The following is an 18,025-nucleotide window of genomic DNA, read 5'->3' as shown; positions in this document are numbered from 1 at the left end:
TCCGTGAGACGCAAAGAGGAGGTTGCGTTAAATGCGCCGTATCCGACAACAGCGCGTCTGCATCATGAGCCCCAAAGGTCCGCTATCGTATCTGGCTATGCCAGTCGCTCTGCTCGCATTCTGCCTGATCGGTCCTGCAGCCGATGCGGGCGATATCGAACGCGGCCGCTACCTCGTCGAAGCGCTGGCCGCCTGCGATAACTGCCATACGCCGCGCGGCGCAGCGGGCTACGATCTCTCCAATCGCTTTAGCGGCGGCGCGCAGACATTTGCCGACAAATCCTATGTCGTGCGCGGTTCCAACATCTCTGCAGATGGAGAGACCGGCGTCGGTGCATGGTCGAACGAAGAATTGCGCGCCGCGATCGTCGACGGCATTGGCCGGAACGGTCGCCTTGCGCCCGTTATGCCGTCGGACTCCTATAAGCCGCTAACGCCGAGCGATCTTGACGCAATCATCGCTTTTCTGCGCTCGGCGACGCCGATCCGCGCGCCGCTTCAGTCGCCACAGCAGCGAAGCGGCGAATGGGCGCCTCGTCTGATGCCCGGAGCGGCGGCGACCTTCGATGAGGCGTCTCTTGCCGACAAAAACACGCGGGGCCTCTATGTCGCGTCGCTCGCCCGCTGCATGTCTTGCCACAGCGAGGAAATCGACGGCGCGCCTGATTACCAAAATCGTCTCGGCGCGGGCGGAAAGACCTTCCGCAACGCCGCCGGCGTCGTCGTCGCCTCCAACATCACGTCGCATCCGGTGAAGGGCGTCGGCGCCTGGTCGGACGATGACTTGAAGCGCGCGATCACACACGGCGTGGCGCGTGATGGCGTTTCGCTGAGGCCGCCGATGTCGACGCTCTCCAAGGCGCATTTTTCGAAAATGTCGCCCGATGATCTCGACGCGCTCGTCGCCTGGATACGGACGATTCCGCCAAGAGAATGAGCTAGCGCGGCTTTGACGCCGCGTCACGGATCGCCTCGGCGAGTTCGCCCTCGAAAAGTATCGCCGATCCGTAATGCGTCTCGATATCGAATGGCCGTTTCTGATTCATATCGAGCGAAGCGCTATGCATGGCGATCAGACGACCGTCTTCGGTGAAGAGGCCGGAACCCGAGCCGCCATAGCCGTCATTGCAGTCATGACGCACGCGACGAGCGTGACCTTCGGTGGGTTCGTCGACGCGATAAACCTCGCATGATTCAGTGGTGGCTACGAGGCTTGTATTGGAATGTCCGGCCGGCGAGACCATCACGACCTTGAAGCGCGCGCCCGTGGCGATATCGCTCGCGTCCGGCGCGGGCTGCGGTTTTATGGTTTCAGGCGTTGGCTGAAGCAGGCGCAGCAAGGCCCAGTCGTCTGTGATGTGCAGGGCTTTCGACTCGACGGATGCGCCGATGCGCAGGCTGTCCTCATTGAAATAGTAATCGCCGCCCGCGATCCTAAAAAAGCAGTTCGTCACCGGGTGCGTTGGGGCGAGTCGCCGGTCGACGAAATTATGCGCGTTCATCACGACGAGGTCATGCGAACCGATGAGCCAGGCAGCCGCCGCGCGCTCGAGCGTTCCGAAATCGGAGTAGCACATGAGCACGCCGGCGCCGGCGAAGCGACCGGCGTCAGCCTCGGTCATCGCTTGCCGCCTGTCGGCGGCGTAAAGCGCGGCGTGGGCTGCTTGCGCGCCGACGCGCGCAAGCGTCGCGCCGACCAGCATGAGCATGATCAGGGCCGCCGGAAGAGCGGACGAACGCAGATTCGCCGGCGTGAACAGCCGATGGCGGCGCGCAGGCGAATTCATTGGCGCGAGAGGTTTTGGCATTCGATGCTTCTGAAGAGGAGGGGAGGATCGTCCCCCAACAAAAGCTGTGCGCGATTTTGCGTCAAGCGCCACGACGTCGGGAAGCATGGGGAGCAAACATGCCAATCTTTCCCGAGACACATTACCGATAAATCGTGAAGACTCGGCCTTGCGCTTAAACTTATATGCCGGCGGATCGTCTCTCGAATTTGCGCGCGAACGCGCAGCGAGAATAAGCGACCGTCAATGAACCCTGGCGGCTTGCATTTGCCGTCTATTTGCGGGGCGACGTCGCCATCGAAGACGCCGTGAAGGCGTCCGGGCGAGGTTGCAGGAGGACTCGTCGATGAGGAAATTGCTAAATTCCGTGTCCCTGTTGTCCGTGCTGATCGCGGCGCCGATCGTGACGATGTCCGCTGCGACTGCCGAGGATAAGCTCGAGGCTCTGACGAAGAGCGAAGAAAACTGGGCCATGCAGGGCAAGAACTACAGCTCCAACCACTACAGCACGTTGACCCAGGTCAACGCCGATAACGTCAAGAACCTAAAGGTCGCCTGGTCGTTCTCGACCGGTCTGCTCAGCGGTCACGAAGGTTCGCCGATCGTCGTCGACGGCAAAATGTATGTTCACACGTCTTTTCCCAATAATACCTTCGCGCTCAACCTCGACGATCCGACCCGCATTCTTTGGCAGCATAAGCCCAAGCAGAACGCCGCGGCGCGCGCCGTCGCCTGTTGCGACATCGTCAATCGTGGTCTCGCCTACTGGCCCGGCGACGGCAAGGCGCCCGCGCTGATCGTGAAGACGCTGCTCGACGGCCATGTCGTCGCGCTGAACGCCAGCACCGGCGAGGAATACTGGAAAATCGAAAACTCCGATTTCAAGGTCGGCTCTACGCTGACTGTCGCGCCGCACATCTATAAGGACATTGTGCTCATCGGCAGCTCGGGCGCGGAACTGGGCGTGCGCGGCTACATGACCGCCTATGACGTGCGCACCGGCGAGCAGAAGTGGCGCGCCTACGCGACCGGTCCGGATTCGGATGTGCTGATCGGCGACGACTTCAACAAGGCCAATCCGCACTACGGCCAGAAGGGCCTCGGCACGGCAACCTGGGAAGGCGACGCCTGGAAGATCGGCGGCGGCACCAATTGGGGCTGGTTCGCTTACGATTCGGGCACCAACCTCGTCTACTACGGCAGCGGCAATCCGGCGCCGTGGAACGAGACGATGCGTCCTGGCGACAACAAGTGGACGATGACCATTTGGGGCCGCGATCTCAACACGGGCGAGGCGAAGTTCGGCTATCAGAAGACGCCGCACGATGAATGGGACTACGCCGGCATCAACTTCATGATGCTCAGCGAGCAGAAGGACAAGGACGGCAAGCTGCGCAAGCTGCTGACCCATCCCGACCGCAACGGCATCGTCTATACGCTGGACCGTACCGACGGCACGCTGGTCTCCGCCGACAAGATCGATGACACGGTCAATGTGTTCAAGAAGGTCGATCTGAAGAGCGGCCTGCCGGTGCGCGATCCGGAATATGGCACGCGGATGGACCATCTCGCCAAGGACATCTGTCCCTCGGCGATGGGCTATCACAACCAGGGCCTCGACTCCTATGATCCCAACAAGGAGCTGTTCTTCCTCGGCGTGAACCACATCTGCATGGACTGGGAGCCCTTCATGCTTCCCTATCGCGCGGGTCAGTTCTTCGTCGGCGCGACGCTCAATATGTTTCCCGGCCCGAAGGGCGATCGTCAGAAGGCTGAAGGCCTCGGCCAGATCAAGGCCTATAACGCTATCACCGGCAAGTTCAAATGGGAGAAGATGGAGCGCTTCGCTGTTTGGGGCGGCACCGCCGCCACCGCCGGCAATGTCGTCTTCTACGGAACGCTCGACGGCTTCATCAAGGCCCGTCACAGCGACACCGGCGAACTGCTGTGGAAGTTCAAGCTTCCGTCCGGCGTCATCGGACATCCGATCGTCTATCAGCACAAGGGCGTCGAATATCTCGCCATCCTGTATGGCGTCGGCGGTTGGCCGGGAGTTGGCCTCGTGTTCGATCTCCAGGATCCGACGGCCGGTCTCGGCGCGGTCGGCGCCTTCAAGCAGCTCGCTAATTACACGCAGATGGGCGGCGGCGTGATGGTGTTCTCGCTCGACGGCAAAGGCCCCTACGACGATCTGAGCTTGGGCGAATACAAGGCGAACTAATCGCCGTTCGTTCCATCGATCTCATCCGCCTGAGGCGGTTACGAGACGCCTGTTCGGACGCGCCCCCATGTGTCCGAACAGGCGATCGAAATGATCACGGAAAGAAAGCCATGTCGCGATTCACTCGCTTGCCCGTCGGCGCATGCTGCGCGCTCTCCGTCGCTCTTGCGGCCATGAGCGCAGAAGGCGCTTCGCTCGGCGTTACTGGCGACGCCGTCTCGAACGCCGCGACCGCTTCGACGGCAGAGCCGTCCGATCCCAATACGCTTCGCATCTGCGCGGCGAAGAACCAGCCGCCGCTCTCGCTGGAAGACGGCTCGGGACTTGAGAACAAGATCGGCGTTGCGCTCGCCGACGCCATGAAACGTAAGCCGCAATTCGTCTGGTCGCAGCAGCCGGCGATCTATCTCGTGCGCGATTCTCTCGACAAGAAGCTCTGCGACGTCGTCATCGGCCTTGATACCGGTGATCCGCGCGTCGCGACGTCGAAGCCGTACTATCGCACCGGCTATGTCTTCGTCAGCCGCGCCGATCGCGACCTCGACATCAAATCCTGGTCCGACGCACGTCTGAAGAAGCTCGGCCACATCGCCGTCGCCTTCGGCTCTCCGGGCGAAACGCTGCTCAAGGATATGGGCAAGTACGAAGACAACATGGCCTATCTCTATTCGCTGGTGAATTTCAAATCGGCGCGCAATCAATACACGCAGATTGATCCCGCCCGCATGGTCGGGGAGGTGGTCAGCGGCGCCGCCGATGTGGCGGTCGCCTTTGCCCCGGACGTCGCGCGTTACGTCAAAGCGTCATCGGCGCCGCTGCGGATGTCGCTGATCGAAGACGATGCGGCGAAGAGCAATGGCGAAAAAGTGCCGCAGCGCTTCGATCAATCGGTCGCGGTGCGGCGCGACGACAAAGCCTTGCTGGCTGAAATCGATCAGGCGCTCGTCGCCGCTCGGCCAAAGATCGACGAAATCCTCAAAGCGGAAGGCGTTCCTCTTCTTCCCGTCACCCAATGATGCGCCGCGCGCAAACGAAAAGCAGGACGAAATACGTGTCGAATAGCAAAAGAAGCGTTTCCCTGTCCCTCATCGGCGCCGCAGCCTGTTTGGTTGCGCTCGGCGCCATCGCACAGACCGCAGGGATCACATTCCGCAACACGATCACGGGCGAGGTGCTGAACTTTGATGACGCGCTGCCTGAGGGAAAGGACACCGCGGGCGTCAAGGAATTCATGGCGTCGGGCAAGAATCCCTATAACGAGGATGCGAGCTGTCTGAAGCTGGGTGAACAGCTCTTTCTTTCCGCCTGCTCCGGCTGTCACGGCCACCTCGCCGAAGGAAAGATCGGCCCCGGCCTCAACGACGCCTATTGGACCTATCCGCAGAACGAGACCGACGAAGGCCTGTTCTCGACGATCTATGGCGGCGGGCAAGCGTCGATGGGGCCGCAGTACCAGAACCTCACGCTCGATGAGATGCTGAAGGTCATGGCCTGGATCCGACATCTCTTCAAGGAAGCGCCGGAGAAGGCGAGCTGGCTGACGGACGCTCAGCGCAAGTCTTTCAAACCCTACGCGGGTCACGAAACCCTGCCGGACAGCCCGCCTGGAAAGTGCCAGGAGAAGGCGAAGTAAGTTCTACGCCGCCGTCGCCGGAGGCGCAAACACCGAGGCGATAGCCTCGCAAAAAGGAGGAAACAGGGATGCGTAAGATGCATTTCGCCGCGGCGCTCACCGTCGGCATTTTATTTGGCGCCGGAAGCGCGCTCGCCTATGACGGCACCAAGTGCAAGGCGCCCGGAAATTGCTGGGAACCCAAGCCCGGCTTCCCGGACAAGGTCGAGGGGTCGAAATACGATCCCAAGCACGACCCCAAGGAAATCGCCAAACAGCAAGCGTCAGTTCAGGCTATGGAAGAACGCAACAAGAAGCGGGTCGAGAACTTCAAGAAGACCGGCAAGTGGGAATATGACGTGAGCAAGATTGCTCAATAAGTTTCATCGCGACAAAAGCGCGATGATCTAGCGGCCACGATCTGGAGCCGGCGTATTCGACAACAGCGCGTCGGTCCCATTCCCGAGATCGTGGCCGCCTCTTTTTGTTTGGCGCGCTAAGGTCAGGCCTTGAACGAAACTCTGCACGTCGTCCAGAAGCTCTCCGATTGGCGCGTGCGCGCCCTTGAGTTTGAACAGGAAATTCAAAAGGCGGTCATCGGGCAAGCGCGCGTCGTCAGGCTCGTGACGATCTGCATTTTTGCGCGCGGCCATGTGCTGATCGAGGGCGATGTCGGGGTCGGCAAGACGACGCTGCTGCGTTCGGTGTCGCGCGCGCTTGGCGGTGACTTCGCGCGCGTCGAGGGCACCGTCGACATGATGCCGAGCGACATTCTCTATCATACCTATCTGGGCGAAGACGGTCGCCCGCGCGTCGATCCATCCGAGCTTCTCCGCCATGCGGAGACGCTGCCGGTCTTCTTCTTCAATGAGATCAACCGCGCGCGCCCGCAGGTTCATTCGCTGTTGCTGCGGCTGATGGCCGAGCGCAGCGTGTCGGCGTTCAACCGCGTGCATCACTTCCCCTATCTCAATGTGTTCGCTGATCGGAACATGGTGGAGCGGGAAGAAACCTTCGAACTGCCGGCGGCTGCTCGAGACAGATTTCTCATGGAAATTCTTATGGCAGCGCCGGACGATGAGGACGCGCGCCGCAGGCTGGTTTTCGATCCAGCGTTCCATGATACGGAAACGCTGCTCGAGAGGGTGAACCCCGGAACGCTGGACTATCGCGAGACGCCTGCCATCGCGCGCGCGATCCAGACACATGTGAGATCGAGCGACGCGCTTGAACGCTACGTGCTGAACCTCTGGCAGGCGCTTGTCGAGCCAAGTTCGGCCGGCGTGTCGCTGCCGGACGTCGACCTCGACAGTCTCGTCAAGGGCGGCGCAAGTCCGCGCGGACTGGCGGCGCTTGTGCGCGCCGCGCGGGTGCGCGCCTGGCTCGAAGGGCGCGATTATCTTGTTCCGGAAGATGTGCGCGATGTCTTCATTGAAGTCATGGCGCACCGCATCTTTGTCGATCCGATCCACGCTCTGCGCGGAGACGATATCGTCAAGCGGCTGTGCCGCGCGGTTTTCGACGCGACGCCCGTTCCATGACTACGATCGTCGATATCCTATATCGACCGCGCGGCCGCTTTGCCGCCAACCACGTCGGCGCCCACACGTCAAGCGAGGTCGGCGGCTTTGGAGTCTTCCGCGATCAGGCGGATTTTATGCGCTATCCGGACGCCCGCCGCATCGACCTTCGCGCGACGCTGCGCGATCCTTTCGGCATAACCGTCGTGCGCCGCTTCGAGCAAAGGGCGGCGATCGACGTTTACGCGCTCGTGGACCTTTCCGCCTCGATGGGGTTCGCCGGAGCCGTCAATAGATTTCAGGTCGCCGTCGATCTTTGCGGCGCGCTGGCGTATTCGGCGACGCGCAACGGCGATCGCTTTGGCGCATTCGCTTTCAACGAAGCGCTGATCGGTCGCGCGACGCTGCCGGCGACCCGTTCGAGACGGGCGGCGCTCGCCGCCGTCGAAAGCATCGGCGTCGAAACGCCCAGCGGATCGAGCGCCAAAGGCGTGCTCGACGCCGCGGCGGCTCTCGGCGCCACGCGCAAGCTCGTGTTTCTCATTTCCGATTTTCGCTGGCCCGCGCAATTGATCGAGCAGGCGTTCGAGGCGCTTTCACTACATGATGTCGCGCCGCTCGTTCTGATCGACTCTGTCGAAGCCGCGCCGCCGAAATGGGGCGTGCTGGAGCTTTGCGACAGCGAGAGCGGCCGCCGGCAGCTTCTCTTGATGAGGCCAGCGCTCCAGCGGCGCTGGGTTGAAGCCGAGCAGCGCCATCGGCGAAGTCTCGCCTGCGCGTCTTCAAGACGCAGCCGCGCGCCAATTTTTATAGAAGACAGTTTCGACGCCAACGATCTCAGCATGCGGTTGACGGCGGCGTGAGGCCTGCGATGCGCATTGCATGTCTCGCCCTCGTGCTCGCTGCGACCCTTCCAGCATGTGCGCAGGAAACGACGGTGCGCATCCGCTCGGCGCGCCCGTTCGGCTATTTCGTGGGCGATCTCATCCATGCGCGCGTCGACGTCTCCGCGCCCGCGGACGCCGTGCTATCGCGCGCCTCCTTGCCTAATCCCGGTCCGCTCACCGGTTCGCTCGATCTAAGGGACGTCAAACTTAGCGAGACGTCGGAAAATGGCGCGCACCTTTGGCGTCTCGATCTCACATATCAGAATTTCTATGTCGCACTCGATGCGCGTGACATTGAGATTCCTGGGTTCGAACTTTCCATTTCGACGGCGACAGGCGCGCGGACCATCGCCGTTCCCGCATGGAGGATTGGCGTTTCTCCTTTGCGGGAGGTCGCGCCGCGGAAGCAAGAGCAGGCGTCGGATTATCTGCGTCCAGACGGTTCGTCCGCATTCGTTAACGAAGCCACACCGCTCAATCTGGCGTTCGCCTCTGGCGCCGCCGCTCTGCTTGCGCTCCTTCTTGTCGCGCGTGATCGCGCCTGGCCGCCCTTCCAGCAACGGAAGGCGCGAATCTTCTCAGCGCTCGCGCGTGAAATCTCGACGCGGCGCAGCGCAGACGACGCCACTCTAGCCGCGACGATTCAATCGGTGCATCGCGGGCTCGATCGGGCCAATGGCCCAATTCTGCTGTCAGGCGACCTTCCGGAGTTTCTTCGCAGACATCCGGAATTCAAGCCGCTGCGGTCCGACTTCGAGCAATTCTTCGAAACGTCGAAGCGGCTTTTTTTCGGGGGCGAAAGCTCTATGGACGACGACTGTGCCGCCGAGCAGCTCGCGCAATTCGTCAGCAAGCTCGCCAGGCAGGAGCGCTCAGGATGAGCGCCGTCGGCTTTGATCATCTCGAGGCGCTGTTCCTGGCGCCTCTGGCGTTGCTTCCACTGCTGCGATCCGTGCTGCGTGGCGCGACGATCCCCTCGCTCCTCGCGGCGCCCGCCGACAGTCTTTCGGCCGTCGCCGGCGGTGTCATGAAGCTTGGCGGCGTCGTCGCGATTGGCGCGAGCCTACTTGGCGCGGCCGGCCCTTATGTCGCAGGCGCCGAAATCGAGCGCTTTTCCGAGGGCGCGCAGATCGTCATGCTGATCGACCGCAGCGGTAGCATGAACGAGACCTTCGCGGGGCGAACGCCGTCCGGGGGGGAAGAGTCGAAGGCCGCGGCGGCGAGGCGCATTCTCAAGCGCTTTGTCGAAGCGCGTCGTCACGATCTCGTGGGCGTCGCGGCGTTTTCGACGGCGCCGATGCTGGTGACGCCGATTTCGGACCATATCGGCGCCACCGAAGCCGCAATCGACGCGATCGACCGCCCGGGCCTCGACTATACGAATATCGCGCGTGGGCTCGCCATGGCGCTCTCGATGTTCAAGACCAGCGAGGCTGATCTGTCGCGCGCGGTCCTGCTGATCTCCGACGGCGCCGGCGTCATCGATCCAAAGCTGCGCGACGATTTGAAGGCGGAATTCCGCAAGACGAACGTCAGCCTTTACTGGCTGTTCTTGCGCACCCAAGGCAGCCGAGGCATTTCCGATCAGCCGGCGGGCGACGAAGAGTCGCCACAGGCCGCGCCAGAACGCCATCTCGATCTCTTCTTCAAATCGCTCGGCGTTCCTTACCGCGCCTTCGAGGCTGAAGGCGTCGAGGCGACGGAGGAGGCCTTAAAACAGATCGACAGGCTCGAACGGCATCCCGTTCGATATGTCGAAAAATTGCCGCGCACGGATCTGAGCGTATGGTCGTTCGCGTTCGCGCTCGCCGCGACGCTGCTTCTCCTCGCCGCGAAGCTCGCGGAGGTCAGGCTGAGCGTCGGGGACAACGCGCGATGACGGCCTTCGCGACGAGGATCGCGATCCTGCGCAACAAGACGCGCGCGCTTTGGCGTGAAACGAAATCGTCGTTTCTGATCGCGATCTTTCTCGCGCTTATCCTCACCACGGCTGCATTGCTCGCCGAATGGCGCGGCGCCGTCGACGCCAACGACGCGATCGAGGCGCTGCGCGAGGGCCGCGACGTCGCCGTCGAGGCGAATGGCTGGCCGGAAACAATTCTCGCGCGCGTCGCCTTTCTTGCGGCGCGAAGCGAAATCGATCGCGCGCGAGCCTTGGTGGAGGCGCTCGACCGTAGTGCGAGCATCGAGGCGCGCGCGCGGGGACATTATCTCTTGGCGAACGCGCTGCTGCGCAAGGCGTTCGATCATATCGAACGCTCGGAACTCGAAGCGGCCAACCCGTTCGTCAATCTCGCCAAGCGCGAATATCGACGTGCGCTGCAGCTCGCGCCCGACTATTGGGACGCCAAGTTCAATCTCGACGTCGCGGCGCGGATTGTTCGGGATTTTCCGGATTTCGAGAGAAACAGCGGCGACGAACTGAGCGCCGATCCCAAGAAGCTCTGGACAGATATTCCCGGCAAGCCGAAAGGACTGCCGTGATGCGCCCGGATGTGCGCGATCCTCGCGCCGCTCTTCTCGCGCTCGCGACGCTGTCGCTCGCAGCCACGTTTTTCGCGCCAAAGATTATGATCCGGCGGCCGTCATTCGACTTTCTCGCCATCGTCGACATCACCGGCAGCATGAATGTTCGCGATTACGCCGCGCTCGGCCGGCCGGTCAGCCGTCTCGACGCCGTGAAAGCCGCGCTTCGCGCCATGCTCGCTGAATTGCCCTGTCCATCGCATGTCGCTCTCGGCGTTTTTACCGAACGCAAGCCATTCCTGCTGTTCGAACCGATCGACGTCTGCGCAGATTTCACGCCTCTGCAAGCTTCGATTGAGGCGCTCGACTGGCGGATGGCCTGGGAGGGCGACAGCCGAATTTCGGCAGGCTTTTTTCGCGCGATCGCGATGGCGAAGGAATTGAATAGCGACCTGCTGTTTTTTAGCGATGGCCAGGAGGCCCCGCCGCTCCCGGCGCGCGGCGCGCCGACGTTCGAAGGGCGTGCGGGCGAGGTGCGCGGTCTTGTCGTCGGCGTTGGCGGCTATGAGCTTTCGCCCATCCCGAAATTTGACGACAGGGGCCGAGAGGTCGGATTCCTCGGGGTCGACGACGTTCCGCATGAGAGCCGCTTCGGCCTGCCGCCTGAAGGCGCGGAGCGACGCGAGGGCTACAACGCCCGCAACGCGCCCTTCGGCGCGGCGGCGGCGGTCGGCGTCGAGCATCTGTCTTCCTTAAAGGAGGACTATCTTCGCTCGCTCGCCGAAAAGACCGGGCTTTCCTACGCCCATCTCGAAGACGGCACGCGGCTGTGGAAGGACTATGCCGCGGTCGCGTCCGTCCGACCGCGTCAAGCAGCGCTCGACCTGCGCCCGTTCTTTGGCGCGGCAGCTGCGGTTCTCACGTCCTTGGCCGCCGCCGCAACTTTTGTCGCGCAGGCTTTCGTTCAGATGCGCCGCGCCGCGCCGTTCTACCGCTTTCCACAACCAAGGAGATCCAAATGAGGAAGCTGCTGGGGCTCTTCGCCCTTCTGATTTGCGCGCCTGCGCTCGCGCATGGACCGACGCCGATTAAGGTCGACGAGTCGATCGTCATCGCCGCCGATCCTAAGGCGGTATGGGCCGTGGCCGGTAAGTTCGACGGGCTCGCGAACTGGCATCCTGACGTTCAGAGCGTAGCCGCCAAGGGCGGAGACGCCGCCGGCGCGGAGCGTGACATAACCCTCAAGAAGGGCGGCGTTCTGAAGGAAGGACTCGACGAATATGACGCCTCGGCGTTCAAACTGTCCTGGCGCATGTCTGATCCAAATCTCGATGCGCTGCCCGTAAGTTCCTACACCGTCACCTTCACGATCGAACCTGCGTCGGCGAGAGGGAGTTTGGTGAAATGGTATGGCCGTCTCTATCGCGGCGACACGAGCAATGAGCCGCCGGAAAACCTCAACGATGACGCCGCGCGCACGGCGATGGCGAGTTACTTGCGCAACGGTCTTCAGGGCCTGAAGAAGAAAGTGGAAGGGAAATAGGTCCGCGATGCGCTTTTGCGAAGCGGTCATTCTTGCAGGCGTCTGCGCGCTCTTCGCCTCATGCGGCGAAGAGAGGCGCGCCGCCAAGCAGGATGATCTGATCGAGTCCGAGGCCGGCAACGGCGCTGACGTCTGGTTGCGCGCTGCCGATCACACGGAACCGGCGCTCTGGCTGGCCCAACGCGAAGCCGGCGGCGCTGTCGGCGTGCGCGAACCAGCGATAGAGCGCATACGCGCGGCTCTGCTCTCGGCGCGGGCGCATTTCCTAGAGTCCGATCGGATGCTCGCCAACCGCACCGCTCAGGTCGGGCAGATGCTTGCTGCGGACGGTCATGCGGAGGATTTCGCGCAATTGATCAGCTCGCTTGTCGCGATCGCCGCGACCGCCGGCCAAAAGCAGACCTATGGCGAGGTCTGCCAGCACTATTACAATCTGCGCCACAGCGGGGTTGAACGGGAGGACGCGCTGCGGATGCTCGCCGCCCGTTATCGAACGCAGAAGCAATTCAGATAGCGGCGCCTAGAGCGCTTCCCGATCACATGAAATCATGTGATCGATAAGGAAGGCGCTCATAATCGAAATGTCGGAGCAGGTTCTCATCGAAAAAGTCTGTCAACTTTTTCGGAACCTGCTCTAAACAAGTTTCATCGCAACCTTGTTTTCAACCGCGATACGCAGAAGATCCGCTTTCGAACGCGCGCCGAGCTTGCGTTTCAGCAGAATGCAATTGTTCGCGACGGTCTTGTAGGAGACCTTAAGAATATGCGCGATTTCGGTCATATCCTTGCCGTCGGCGAGATTGCGCAGGATCTCGATTTCCCGGCCGTTGAGCGCGTCGAGCGGGTTGCTTGCGCGGCTCTGGTCGGCGAAGGCGAGCTTGAGCGCGAGAGTGTTTGACAGATAGCGCTCGCCCGCCGCGACGGCGCGGATCGCCTTGATAAAGACGCGTGGGTCCTCATTCTTCGCGACATAGCCGCGCGCACCGCCCTCGATCGCCCGCGCGGCAAATACCGGATCGTCGTTCATGGTGAAAATGATGATTTGAGCGTTCGCGTCCCGCTTCAAGATGCGGCGCAGCAGTTCGAAGCCGGACACGCCGGGTAGATTAATGTCGAGCACCACGACGTCGGGCGCTGCGGACGCGTAGGAGTCAAGCGCCTCGTCAGCGTCATGCGCCTCGAGCACTTCGATGTCTTTTTGTCCCGAGAGCATGCCGCGGCAGCCCTCGATCACCATAGGGTGGTCGTCGACGATGAGAATGCGCATCCTTTTTCGCTTGTTTGAGAGCCCGAACCTATGTTGTGAAAACCGCTAGTCTTGTCAATCGACAGTAAATGGACGTCAACGGTTAAGCATGGAGACGAGGGCGTTCAGCATGCGCGGGGTTTCGCTTAAAGCCAGACTGGGCGGATTGATCGGCGTCGTGCTCATCGCGACGTTGCTGATCAATCTTGCAATCCAGCTTCTTCACGCCGGGCCGCGCGTGCGCGCGGAAGCGGGAAGCAATCTCAGATTGATGCGGGAAGTTGTCCTCGCAACGATTGCAAATCTTCCCGAAAACGAAGATCCGCTGCCCGCATTGCGGCGTCTCTACGGATCGCTCGGGAACCTTCGCCATGCGGATGTTGCGATCCTCGCCCCCAATGAGACGGCGCCCAGCGATTGGTTGGAGAAGATCCGCCACTCCGGTCAGGACGTGCCGGAATGGTTTGTGAAGCTGGTTGGCGCCTCGCCGCGCGTCCTGACAATTCCCGTGACGATCGGGGGGCGCGCCTACAGCAATATTGTGGTGATTTCGAACCCCTTCGACGAACTCGAAGAGATCTGGTCCGACATGCTATGGCTTGCGGCGATCAGCCTCGCGGTAACGATCATCTTCCTGACGCTCGTGCTGCTGTTCCTGCGCTACTCGCTTGCGCCTTTCGATGCGCTGAAGTTCGGCCTGGCGCAATTGGAGACAGGCAAGAGCGGGGTGCGCCTATCGGTCAGCGGCGCGACGGAATTCCGATCGATCGCCGCCGCCTTGAATTCGCTCGGCGCGACGCTTGATCGCGTCAAGCAGGAGAATCGCGGACTCGTCGATAGGCTTATTCAGGTGCAGGAAGGCGAGCGCAAGGATATCGCGCGCGATCTGCATGATGAAGCCGGTCCTTGTCTGTTTTCGATACGCGCAACGTCTGCCGCGCTACAGGAGCTTCTCTCGCATCCCGTTCCCGATTTGGGCCGACTGAGACAGATGAGCGTAACGATCGACAAGGCGAGCGAGTCGCTTCAATCGCTGTTCAGAGGCCTGCTTGGACGGCTGCGGCCAAAAGGCCTCGCGGAACTTGGTCTGGAACCGGCGCTGAAGGCGCTCTTCGCCTCATGGGCGCTTACCCATCCCGAGGTCGATTTACGGCTCGTCGCGCGCCACGATCTCTCGTCGCTCGACGAGGAGACGGCGCTGGCGGCCTACCGTGTGGTGCAGGAGGGCGTAACCAATATCTTCCGCCACGCGGGCGCGGATAAGGGCGAGGTCACTCTGGAATTCGGCTTTGACGCGTCAGCGGACTCCTCTGAGCTCAACCCGGAAGCGCCGCCCCAACTGAAAATCACGATTGAGGACAATGGCGTCGGCATTTCGGAGCGCTTTGCTCCAGGCATGGGTCTGCTTGGCATGAACGAGCGCGTGCGCGCGCTTGGCGGCGCACAGCTGATCGAAAGGCGGGAGTCCGGCGGCACGCGGATTGCGGTGTCGCTTCCGTTGCGGGACGACGGCGAGTGATGTGAGGCAAGGAGCATATGCGCCCGACGCCCGTCCGGAGCGGGAAATTTTGGAAGCGTGGATGACGAAATTTTGAAGGTGTAACGATACGCGCCGTTCATTATTCTTTACCGGAGCCGTCGTGTCGGGCGGACTAAGTAACTTGGAGGAACAACGCCATGGCCTGGTCGCAACCGATCATTATCGAAATCTGCGTCGGTATGGAAATCACCAGCTACGAATCGGCTGAGATCTGATCAGCCTATCGCGCCGGTTCGTCTCGGGCTCGCCTACCTGAAGCATCACGGGCCGCACTCGGTCGCCCCGATAAACATGAGCTGGCGCCGTCCGCTTTGCGACGGCGCCGCTGTTTTCCATCTGCATTCCGAACGCCGGGTTTCTCTCAGCTACGCCGATATTGAGCCTGCATTTTTGGCACTCACGCACGGCTGCTGATAGCATATTGTTTTTTCAGGCCTTTGCCTTTCCAGGCGCTTGCTCTCCGAGGATTTGCTCCTAATCTGAAAGGAATCAGATCGTCAAGGAGCAGGCCATGGCGTCCAGCGGCTTCCATTTGCAGCTTCAAGGCTACGGCCTGACGACGGCGAATATTCTCTATCATCTGCCGGACTATCCGAAGATCATCCAATCCTACATCTGGCAGGAATATGATCTTCATCCCGAGTTTCCAGAGCTGCGCAAATTTCTCGATTTCTGGATGCGCAGCCTCGATGGCCCGCTGCATTCCGTCACCGTCGCGCATTCGAACCTCATCAAACCGGCTGAGTTGAAGCTCCTCGACAAGGAATTCAAGGTGCACTGAAAAACTAATATGGCCGCCGTCTTGCGCAACGAGCTGGGTCGAGACAAAATCGACGCGGGTTGGAGCGAGGGCGCCGTGAGGGACGACAGCGATACGAAATCATGGATGGGAGTCTGGGAAGCGGCCGCGCTGATCGTTATCGTGGCGACGGCCTTCCTTCTCGCGAGACAATATCGGGAAAGCCTTAATGTCGATGAGCCGCTGGAGCCTCTTTCGCTGGCTTTGGAGCGCGAAGCCGCAGAGGTGAACGCGACGCTTCCAGAAATGGTCAGCGAGGGCGTTCGTCTCGATAAGGCGACTGCGGGTCCGGGCAACGCCTTCAATTACAACTATACGATCGTTGACGATGAAGCGGCGAAAACTCTGATCGGCAATGCCAAGAAGCTCGCCGAATTGAAGACCCAGCTGCAGGAGCGCGTGTGTCTGACGATGCCGAATCACCGCTCAAGCGGCGCCATCATCAGATATTCGCTGAAGGACAATAAGGGCGAGATGATCGCCGACGTTTCAATTGATGCGGGCGACTGCTGAAAGGGCGAGGCGCGCCGGCTTTGGCGTGCGACCGCGCCGGTCTTGCCTGAAGCGAATTTGAGCGCCAGTCGCCGCGCAATGCGCCACGATTGTCGCCTTCCAAGCAAATCGCCGAGGTCCTGCCGGCTCCGAGGCGCTCAGAACTTCTTTACTTCGACGCCATGTTTTTGCAGCGCGTAGCCGATCTGACGAGGGGTTAGTCCAAGCAGCCGCGCCGCCTTCGCCTTGACCCATCCCGCGCGCTCCATGGCGTCGATCAGACGTTCGCGATCGGAAGGCCCGTCACGCTCCACGGCGGTGCAATTTTCCGCGCCGGGACAGGTCTCGGGCGAAGAGTCGGCGTGGGCGGGCTCACTCGGCGTCGGCGGCGGCGGCGCAGGCTGACGGTCGCGCGGCGGCACGAGGGTCGGCAAGATTGCGACGGGGGCATGAGGCGCCGAACGCTCCAGCGAGCCGCTCCAAAGCACCGAAGAGAGACAGCCGTCGTTGCGACAGGAGAAGTCCTTGTCGGTGATGACATTCCCTTGCGCCAAAGTCGCCGTCCGAAACACGCAGTTTTCCAGCTCTCGGATGTTGCCCGGAAAGGCGCAGGCGGTGAGCACATGCAGGGCCGACTCCGAAAAGCTCAGCCGTCCGCCTTGCTCCGCATTGAAGCGACGCAGAAATTCGTTGGCGAGAGGTTCGAGATCGCCCTTGCGGTCGCGCAGCGGCGGCACGAAGATGGGCACGACGCTGATGCGATAGTACAAATCGGCGCGAAATTCATTGCGCTTGACCGCTTCTTCGAGATTTTTGTTCGTCGCGCACACGAGTCGAACGTCGACCTTCTGCGTGCGCGTGCCGCCCACCCGTTCGAATTCGCCTTCCTGTAAAACGCGCAGCAGCTTGGCCTGAAACGCCGGCGTGATTTCGCCGATCTCGTCCAGAAACAATGTGCCGCCGTCAGCCAGTTCGAAACGGCCTTTGCGCATGTTCACTGCGCCGGTGAAAGCGCCGCGTTCATGGCCGAAGAGCTCCGACTCCAGCACGCTCTCGGGGAGCGCCGCGCAATTCAGCTTGATGAAGGGTTTTGAGCGGCGCGGCGAGAGATTGTGTATCGCCGCGGCAAACAGCTCCTTGCCGGTGCCCGATTCGCCGCGCAGAAGGACGGTGGATTTGGCCTTGGCGACGACGCGAATCTTATCGATCACCGCGCGCAGCGCCGGGCTGTTGCCGACAACGCCATTGATGCCGCTGACCTTGGCTTCAATCTGCGGAAGGCGGTCGCCTTTTTCGAGCCAGGCCTTTTCCTGCATCAAACGTTCGCGGTCGCGCGCAATGAGCTTGTGCAGTCGAAGGGTCTGGCCGACGAGATTGGCGATCATCGTCAGGAAGCGCACGTCATGGTCGAACAGCGTCACCGAACGATCGTCGTAGACGCGATCCACCGTCAGCGTGCCGACAACGGCGTCGCCCTCCTTGATAGGGACGCCGATCAGTGAGAAAGGCCGGCCGTCGGTCGGTCCCCATTCGGAAAAGTCGGAGCCTTGGAAGAGCGGTGAGGCTGCGACGTTCTCGACGACGAGCGGCATTTTCGTCGCGACGATCTGCCCCACGGCGCGTTCGGGCAGCCGGTCGAAGAAACGCTTGGCGGAATCTTCGCTCCAGCCCGACCCAACCACAACCTCGGGCCCGCCCGCCGCGTCGAGCAGCGCGACCAAGCCATGGCGCATATCAAGAAAGCTCGAAAGCAGCGCGAGCACGCCCGCAAGCGTGGTTTCCAGACGGTTTGGCGACGCCAGGAGCTTCGATATTTCGTAGATGCCGACGAGAGCGGTGTCTCTCACATCGAATTCGCGCGCCTTCGGCGCGCACGCGCCGCCTGCCAGCTGCAAACCCATACTTTTTAGCC

The 18,025-nt window shown here is 61.6% G+C and carries 20 protein-coding genes; 17 read left to right on the top strand and 3 right to left on the bottom strand.

All coding sequences use genetic code 11. The annotated features are described in order from the left end of the window. The first annotated feature begins 31 nt into the window (after positions 1 to 31). Positions 32 to 937: a c-type cytochrome gene (locus NEI07_RS18795; RefSeq protein WP_256036767.1), complete on the top strand. Its 906-nt coding sequence runs from the start codon at positions 32 to 34 to the stop codon at positions 935 to 937. A 1-nt stretch (position 938) separates the two neighbouring features. Here NEI07_RS18795 and NEI07_RS18790 read toward each other — a convergent pair whose 3' ends face one another. Beyond that, entirely contained in the window at positions 939 to 1,808 is an 870-nt protein-coding gene (locus NEI07_RS18790) for a trypsin-like serine peptidase (protein ID WP_256036766.1), read from the bottom strand. A 325-nt stretch (positions 1,809 to 2,133) separates the two neighbouring features. On the opposite strand from NEI07_RS18790, the gene NEI07_RS18785 reads away from it, so the two are divergent. The 12 genes from NEI07_RS18785 (at position 2,134) to NEI07_RS18730 (ending at position 12,550) form a co-directional block, all read left to right on the top strand. Further along, on the top strand, positions 2,134 to 4,008 hold the full coding sequence (locus NEI07_RS18785; RefSeq protein ID WP_256036765.1) for a methanol/ethanol family PQQ-dependent dehydrogenase: 1,875 nt from the start codon (positions 2,134 to 2,136) through the stop codon (positions 4,006 to 4,008). A gap of 110 nt (positions 4,009 to 4,118) precedes the next feature. Then, on the top strand, positions 4,119 to 5,024 hold the full coding sequence (gene moxJ / locus NEI07_RS18780) for a methanol oxidation system protein MoxJ (protein WP_256036764.1): 906 nt from the start codon (positions 4,119 to 4,121) through the stop codon (positions 5,022 to 5,024). Between the two features lie 35 nt (positions 5,025 to 5,059). Continuing rightward, the gene (gene moxG, locus NEI07_RS18775; RefSeq protein WP_256036762.1) at positions 5,060 to 5,641 is read left to right on the top strand and encodes a cytochrome c(L), periplasmic; all 582 of its coding nucleotides are present in this window, start codon (positions 5,060 to 5,062) and stop codon (positions 5,639 to 5,641) included. A gap of 68 nt (positions 5,642 to 5,709) precedes the next feature. After that, complete coding sequence (locus NEI07_RS18770) at positions 5,710 to 6,000, top strand: methanol dehydrogenase [cytochrome c] subunit (RefSeq protein WP_123174864.1); 291 nt, start codon at positions 5,710 to 5,712, stop codon at positions 5,998 to 6,000. A 129-nt stretch (positions 6,001 to 6,129) separates the two neighbouring features. Beyond that, entirely contained in the window at positions 6,130 to 7,161 is a 1,032-nt protein-coding gene (locus tag NEI07_RS18765) for an AAA family ATPase (RefSeq protein WP_256036758.1), read from the top strand. Then, positions 7,158 to 8,003 carry a DUF58 domain-containing protein gene (locus NEI07_RS18760; protein ID WP_256036757.1) on the top strand — a complete coding sequence of 282 codons (846 nt, stop codon included), beginning with the start codon at positions 7,158 to 7,160 and terminating at the stop codon, positions 8,001 to 8,003. The genes NEI07_RS18765 and NEI07_RS18760 overlap by 4 nt, the downstream gene beginning before the upstream one ends. An 8-nt stretch (positions 8,004 to 8,011) precedes the next feature. Next, positions 8,012 to 8,908: a nonribosomal peptide synthetase MxaA gene (locus tag NEI07_RS18755; RefSeq protein WP_256036755.1), complete on the top strand. Its 897-nt coding sequence runs from the start codon at positions 8,012 to 8,014 to the stop codon at positions 8,906 to 8,908. Further along, positions 8,905 to 9,906: a vWA domain-containing protein gene (locus NEI07_RS18750; protein ID WP_256036753.1), complete on the top strand. Its 1,002-nt coding sequence runs from the start codon at positions 8,905 to 8,907 to the stop codon at positions 9,904 to 9,906. The genes NEI07_RS18755 and NEI07_RS18750 overlap by 4 nt, the downstream gene beginning before the upstream one ends. Continuing rightward, positions 9,903 to 10,511: an MxaK protein gene (locus tag NEI07_RS18745; RefSeq protein ID WP_256036752.1), complete on the top strand. Its 609-nt coding sequence runs from the start codon at positions 9,903 to 9,905 to the stop codon at positions 10,509 to 10,511. The genes NEI07_RS18750 and NEI07_RS18745 overlap by 4 nt, the downstream gene beginning before the upstream one ends. Then, positions 10,511 to 11,515 carry a vWA domain-containing protein gene (locus NEI07_RS18740; RefSeq protein WP_256036750.1) on the top strand — a complete coding sequence of 335 codons (1,005 nt, stop codon included), beginning with the start codon at positions 10,511 to 10,513 and terminating at the stop codon, positions 11,513 to 11,515. Before NEI07_RS18745 ends, NEI07_RS18740 begins: the two co-directional genes overlap by 1 nt. After that, the gene (locus NEI07_RS18735; RefSeq protein ID WP_256036748.1) at positions 11,512 to 12,036 is read left to right on the top strand and encodes an SRPBCC family protein; all 525 of its coding nucleotides are present in this window, start codon (positions 11,512 to 11,514) and stop codon (positions 12,034 to 12,036) included. Before NEI07_RS18740 ends, NEI07_RS18735 begins: the two co-directional genes overlap by 4 nt. 7 nt (positions 12,037 to 12,043) lie before the next feature. Then, positions 12,044 to 12,550 carry a hypothetical protein gene (locus NEI07_RS18730; RefSeq protein WP_256036747.1) on the top strand — a complete coding sequence of 169 codons (507 nt, stop codon included), beginning with the start codon at positions 12,044 to 12,046 and terminating at the stop codon, positions 12,548 to 12,550. 120 nt (positions 12,551 to 12,670) lie between these two features. On the opposite strand, the gene NEI07_RS18725 is transcribed toward NEI07_RS18730, so the two are convergent. Continuing rightward, a complete protein-coding gene (locus NEI07_RS18725; protein WP_256036746.1) occupies positions 12,671 to 13,303 on the bottom strand; it encodes a response regulator transcription factor in 633 nt (210 codons plus the stop codon). A gap of 109 nt (positions 13,304 to 13,412) precedes the next feature. Between NEI07_RS18725 and NEI07_RS18720 the strand changes: the two genes are divergently transcribed. From NEI07_RS18720 to NEI07_RS18710, 4 genes are all read left to right on the top strand, one after another. Next, positions 13,413 to 14,801: an ATP-binding protein gene (locus tag NEI07_RS18720; protein WP_256036745.1), complete on the top strand. Its 1,389-nt coding sequence runs from the start codon at positions 13,413 to 13,415 to the stop codon at positions 14,799 to 14,801. A gap of 158 nt (positions 14,802 to 14,959) precedes the next feature. Beyond that, on the top strand, positions 14,960 to 15,037 hold the full coding sequence (gene pqqA, locus NEI07_RS19820; RefSeq protein WP_407659946.1) for a pyrroloquinoline quinone precursor peptide PqqA: 78 nt from the start codon (positions 14,960 to 14,962) through the stop codon (positions 15,035 to 15,037). Between the two features lie 296 nt (positions 15,038 to 15,333). Further along, positions 15,334 to 15,603 (top strand): usg protein, encoded by a 270-nt coding sequence (locus tag NEI07_RS18715; protein WP_256036743.1) that lies wholly within the window; start codon positions 15,334 to 15,336, stop codon positions 15,601 to 15,603. Positions 15,604 to 15,612: 9 nt separating this feature from the next. After that, positions 15,613 to 16,134 (top strand): hypothetical protein, encoded by a 522-nt coding sequence (locus tag NEI07_RS18710; protein WP_256036742.1) that lies wholly within the window; start codon positions 15,613 to 15,615, stop codon positions 16,132 to 16,134. A gap of 137 nt (positions 16,135 to 16,271) precedes the next feature. On the opposite strand, the gene nifA is transcribed toward NEI07_RS18710, so the two are convergent. Further along, complete coding sequence (gene nifA / locus NEI07_RS18705; RefSeq protein ID WP_256036741.1) at positions 16,272 to 18,014, bottom strand: nif-specific transcriptional activator NifA; 1,743 nt, start codon at positions 18,012 to 18,014, stop codon at positions 16,272 to 16,274. Positions 18,015 to 18,025: the final 11 nt, after the last annotated feature.

Source organism: Methylocystis suflitae (assembly GCF_024448135.1).
GTDB classification, from domain to species: Bacteria; Pseudomonadota; Alphaproteobacteria; order Rhizobiales; family Beijerinckiaceae; genus Methylocystis; species Methylocystis suflitae.
The sequence above is the reverse complement of the archived record's forward strand: the minus strand, read 5'-3'. Positions and strand labels throughout refer to the sequence as shown.

Bases quoted from the DNA above. Each gene is read 5' to 3' on its own strand.
- NEI07_RS18740 (WP_256036750.1), top strand. From the start codon at position 10,511: ATGCGCCCGGATGTGCGCGATCCTCGCGCCGCTCTTCTCGCGCTCGCG.
- NEI07_RS18715 (WP_256036743.1), top strand. From the start codon at position 15,334: ATGGCGTCCAGCGGCTTCCATTTGCAGCTTCAAGGCTACGGCCTGACG.
- NEI07_RS18725 (WP_256036746.1), bottom strand. From the start codon at position 13,303: ATGCGCATTCTCATCGTCGACGACCACCCTATGGTGATCGAGGGCTGC.
- nifA (WP_256036741.1), bottom strand. From the start codon at position 18,014: ATGGGTTTGCAGCTGGCAGGCGGCGCGTGCGCGCCGAAGGCGCGCGAA.
- NEI07_RS18795 (WP_256036767.1), top strand. From the start codon at position 32: ATGCGCCGTATCCGACAACAGCGCGTCTGCATCATGAGCCCCAAAGGT.
- NEI07_RS18710 (WP_256036742.1), top strand. From the start codon at position 15,613: ATGGCCGCCGTCTTGCGCAACGAGCTGGGTCGAGACAAAATCGACGCG.
- NEI07_RS18770 (WP_123174864.1), top strand. From the start codon at position 5,710: ATGCGTAAGATGCATTTCGCCGCGGCGCTCACCGTCGGCATTTTATTT.
- NEI07_RS18720 (WP_256036745.1), top strand. From the start codon at position 13,413: ATGCGCGGGGTTTCGCTTAAAGCCAGACTGGGCGGATTGATCGGCGTC.
- NEI07_RS18735 (WP_256036748.1), top strand. From the start codon at position 11,512: ATGAGGAAGCTGCTGGGGCTCTTCGCCCTTCTGATTTGCGCGCCTGCG.
- NEI07_RS18755 (WP_256036755.1), top strand. From the start codon at position 8,012: ATGCGCATTGCATGTCTCGCCCTCGTGCTCGCTGCGACCCTTCCAGCA.
- NEI07_RS18750 (WP_256036753.1), top strand. From the start codon at position 8,905: ATGAGCGCCGTCGGCTTTGATCATCTCGAGGCGCTGTTCCTGGCGCCT.
- NEI07_RS18760 (WP_256036757.1), top strand. From the start codon at position 7,158: ATGACTACGATCGTCGATATCCTATATCGACCGCGCGGCCGCTTTGCC.
- NEI07_RS18745 (WP_256036752.1), top strand. From the start codon at position 9,903: ATGACGGCCTTCGCGACGAGGATCGCGATCCTGCGCAACAAGACGCGC.
- NEI07_RS18785 (WP_256036765.1), top strand. From the start codon at position 2,134: ATGAGGAAATTGCTAAATTCCGTGTCCCTGTTGTCCGTGCTGATCGCG.
- pqqA (WP_407659946.1), top strand. From the start codon at position 14,960: ATGGCCTGGTCGCAACCGATCATTATCGAAATCTGCGTCGGTATGGAA.
- moxJ (WP_256036764.1), top strand. From the start codon at position 4,119: ATGTCGCGATTCACTCGCTTGCCCGTCGGCGCATGCTGCGCGCTCTCC.
- NEI07_RS18790 (WP_256036766.1), bottom strand. From the start codon at position 1,808: ATGCCAAAACCTCTCGCGCCAATGAATTCGCCTGCGCGCCGCCATCGG.
- NEI07_RS18730 (WP_256036747.1), top strand. From the start codon at position 12,044: ATGCGCTTTTGCGAAGCGGTCATTCTTGCAGGCGTCTGCGCGCTCTTC.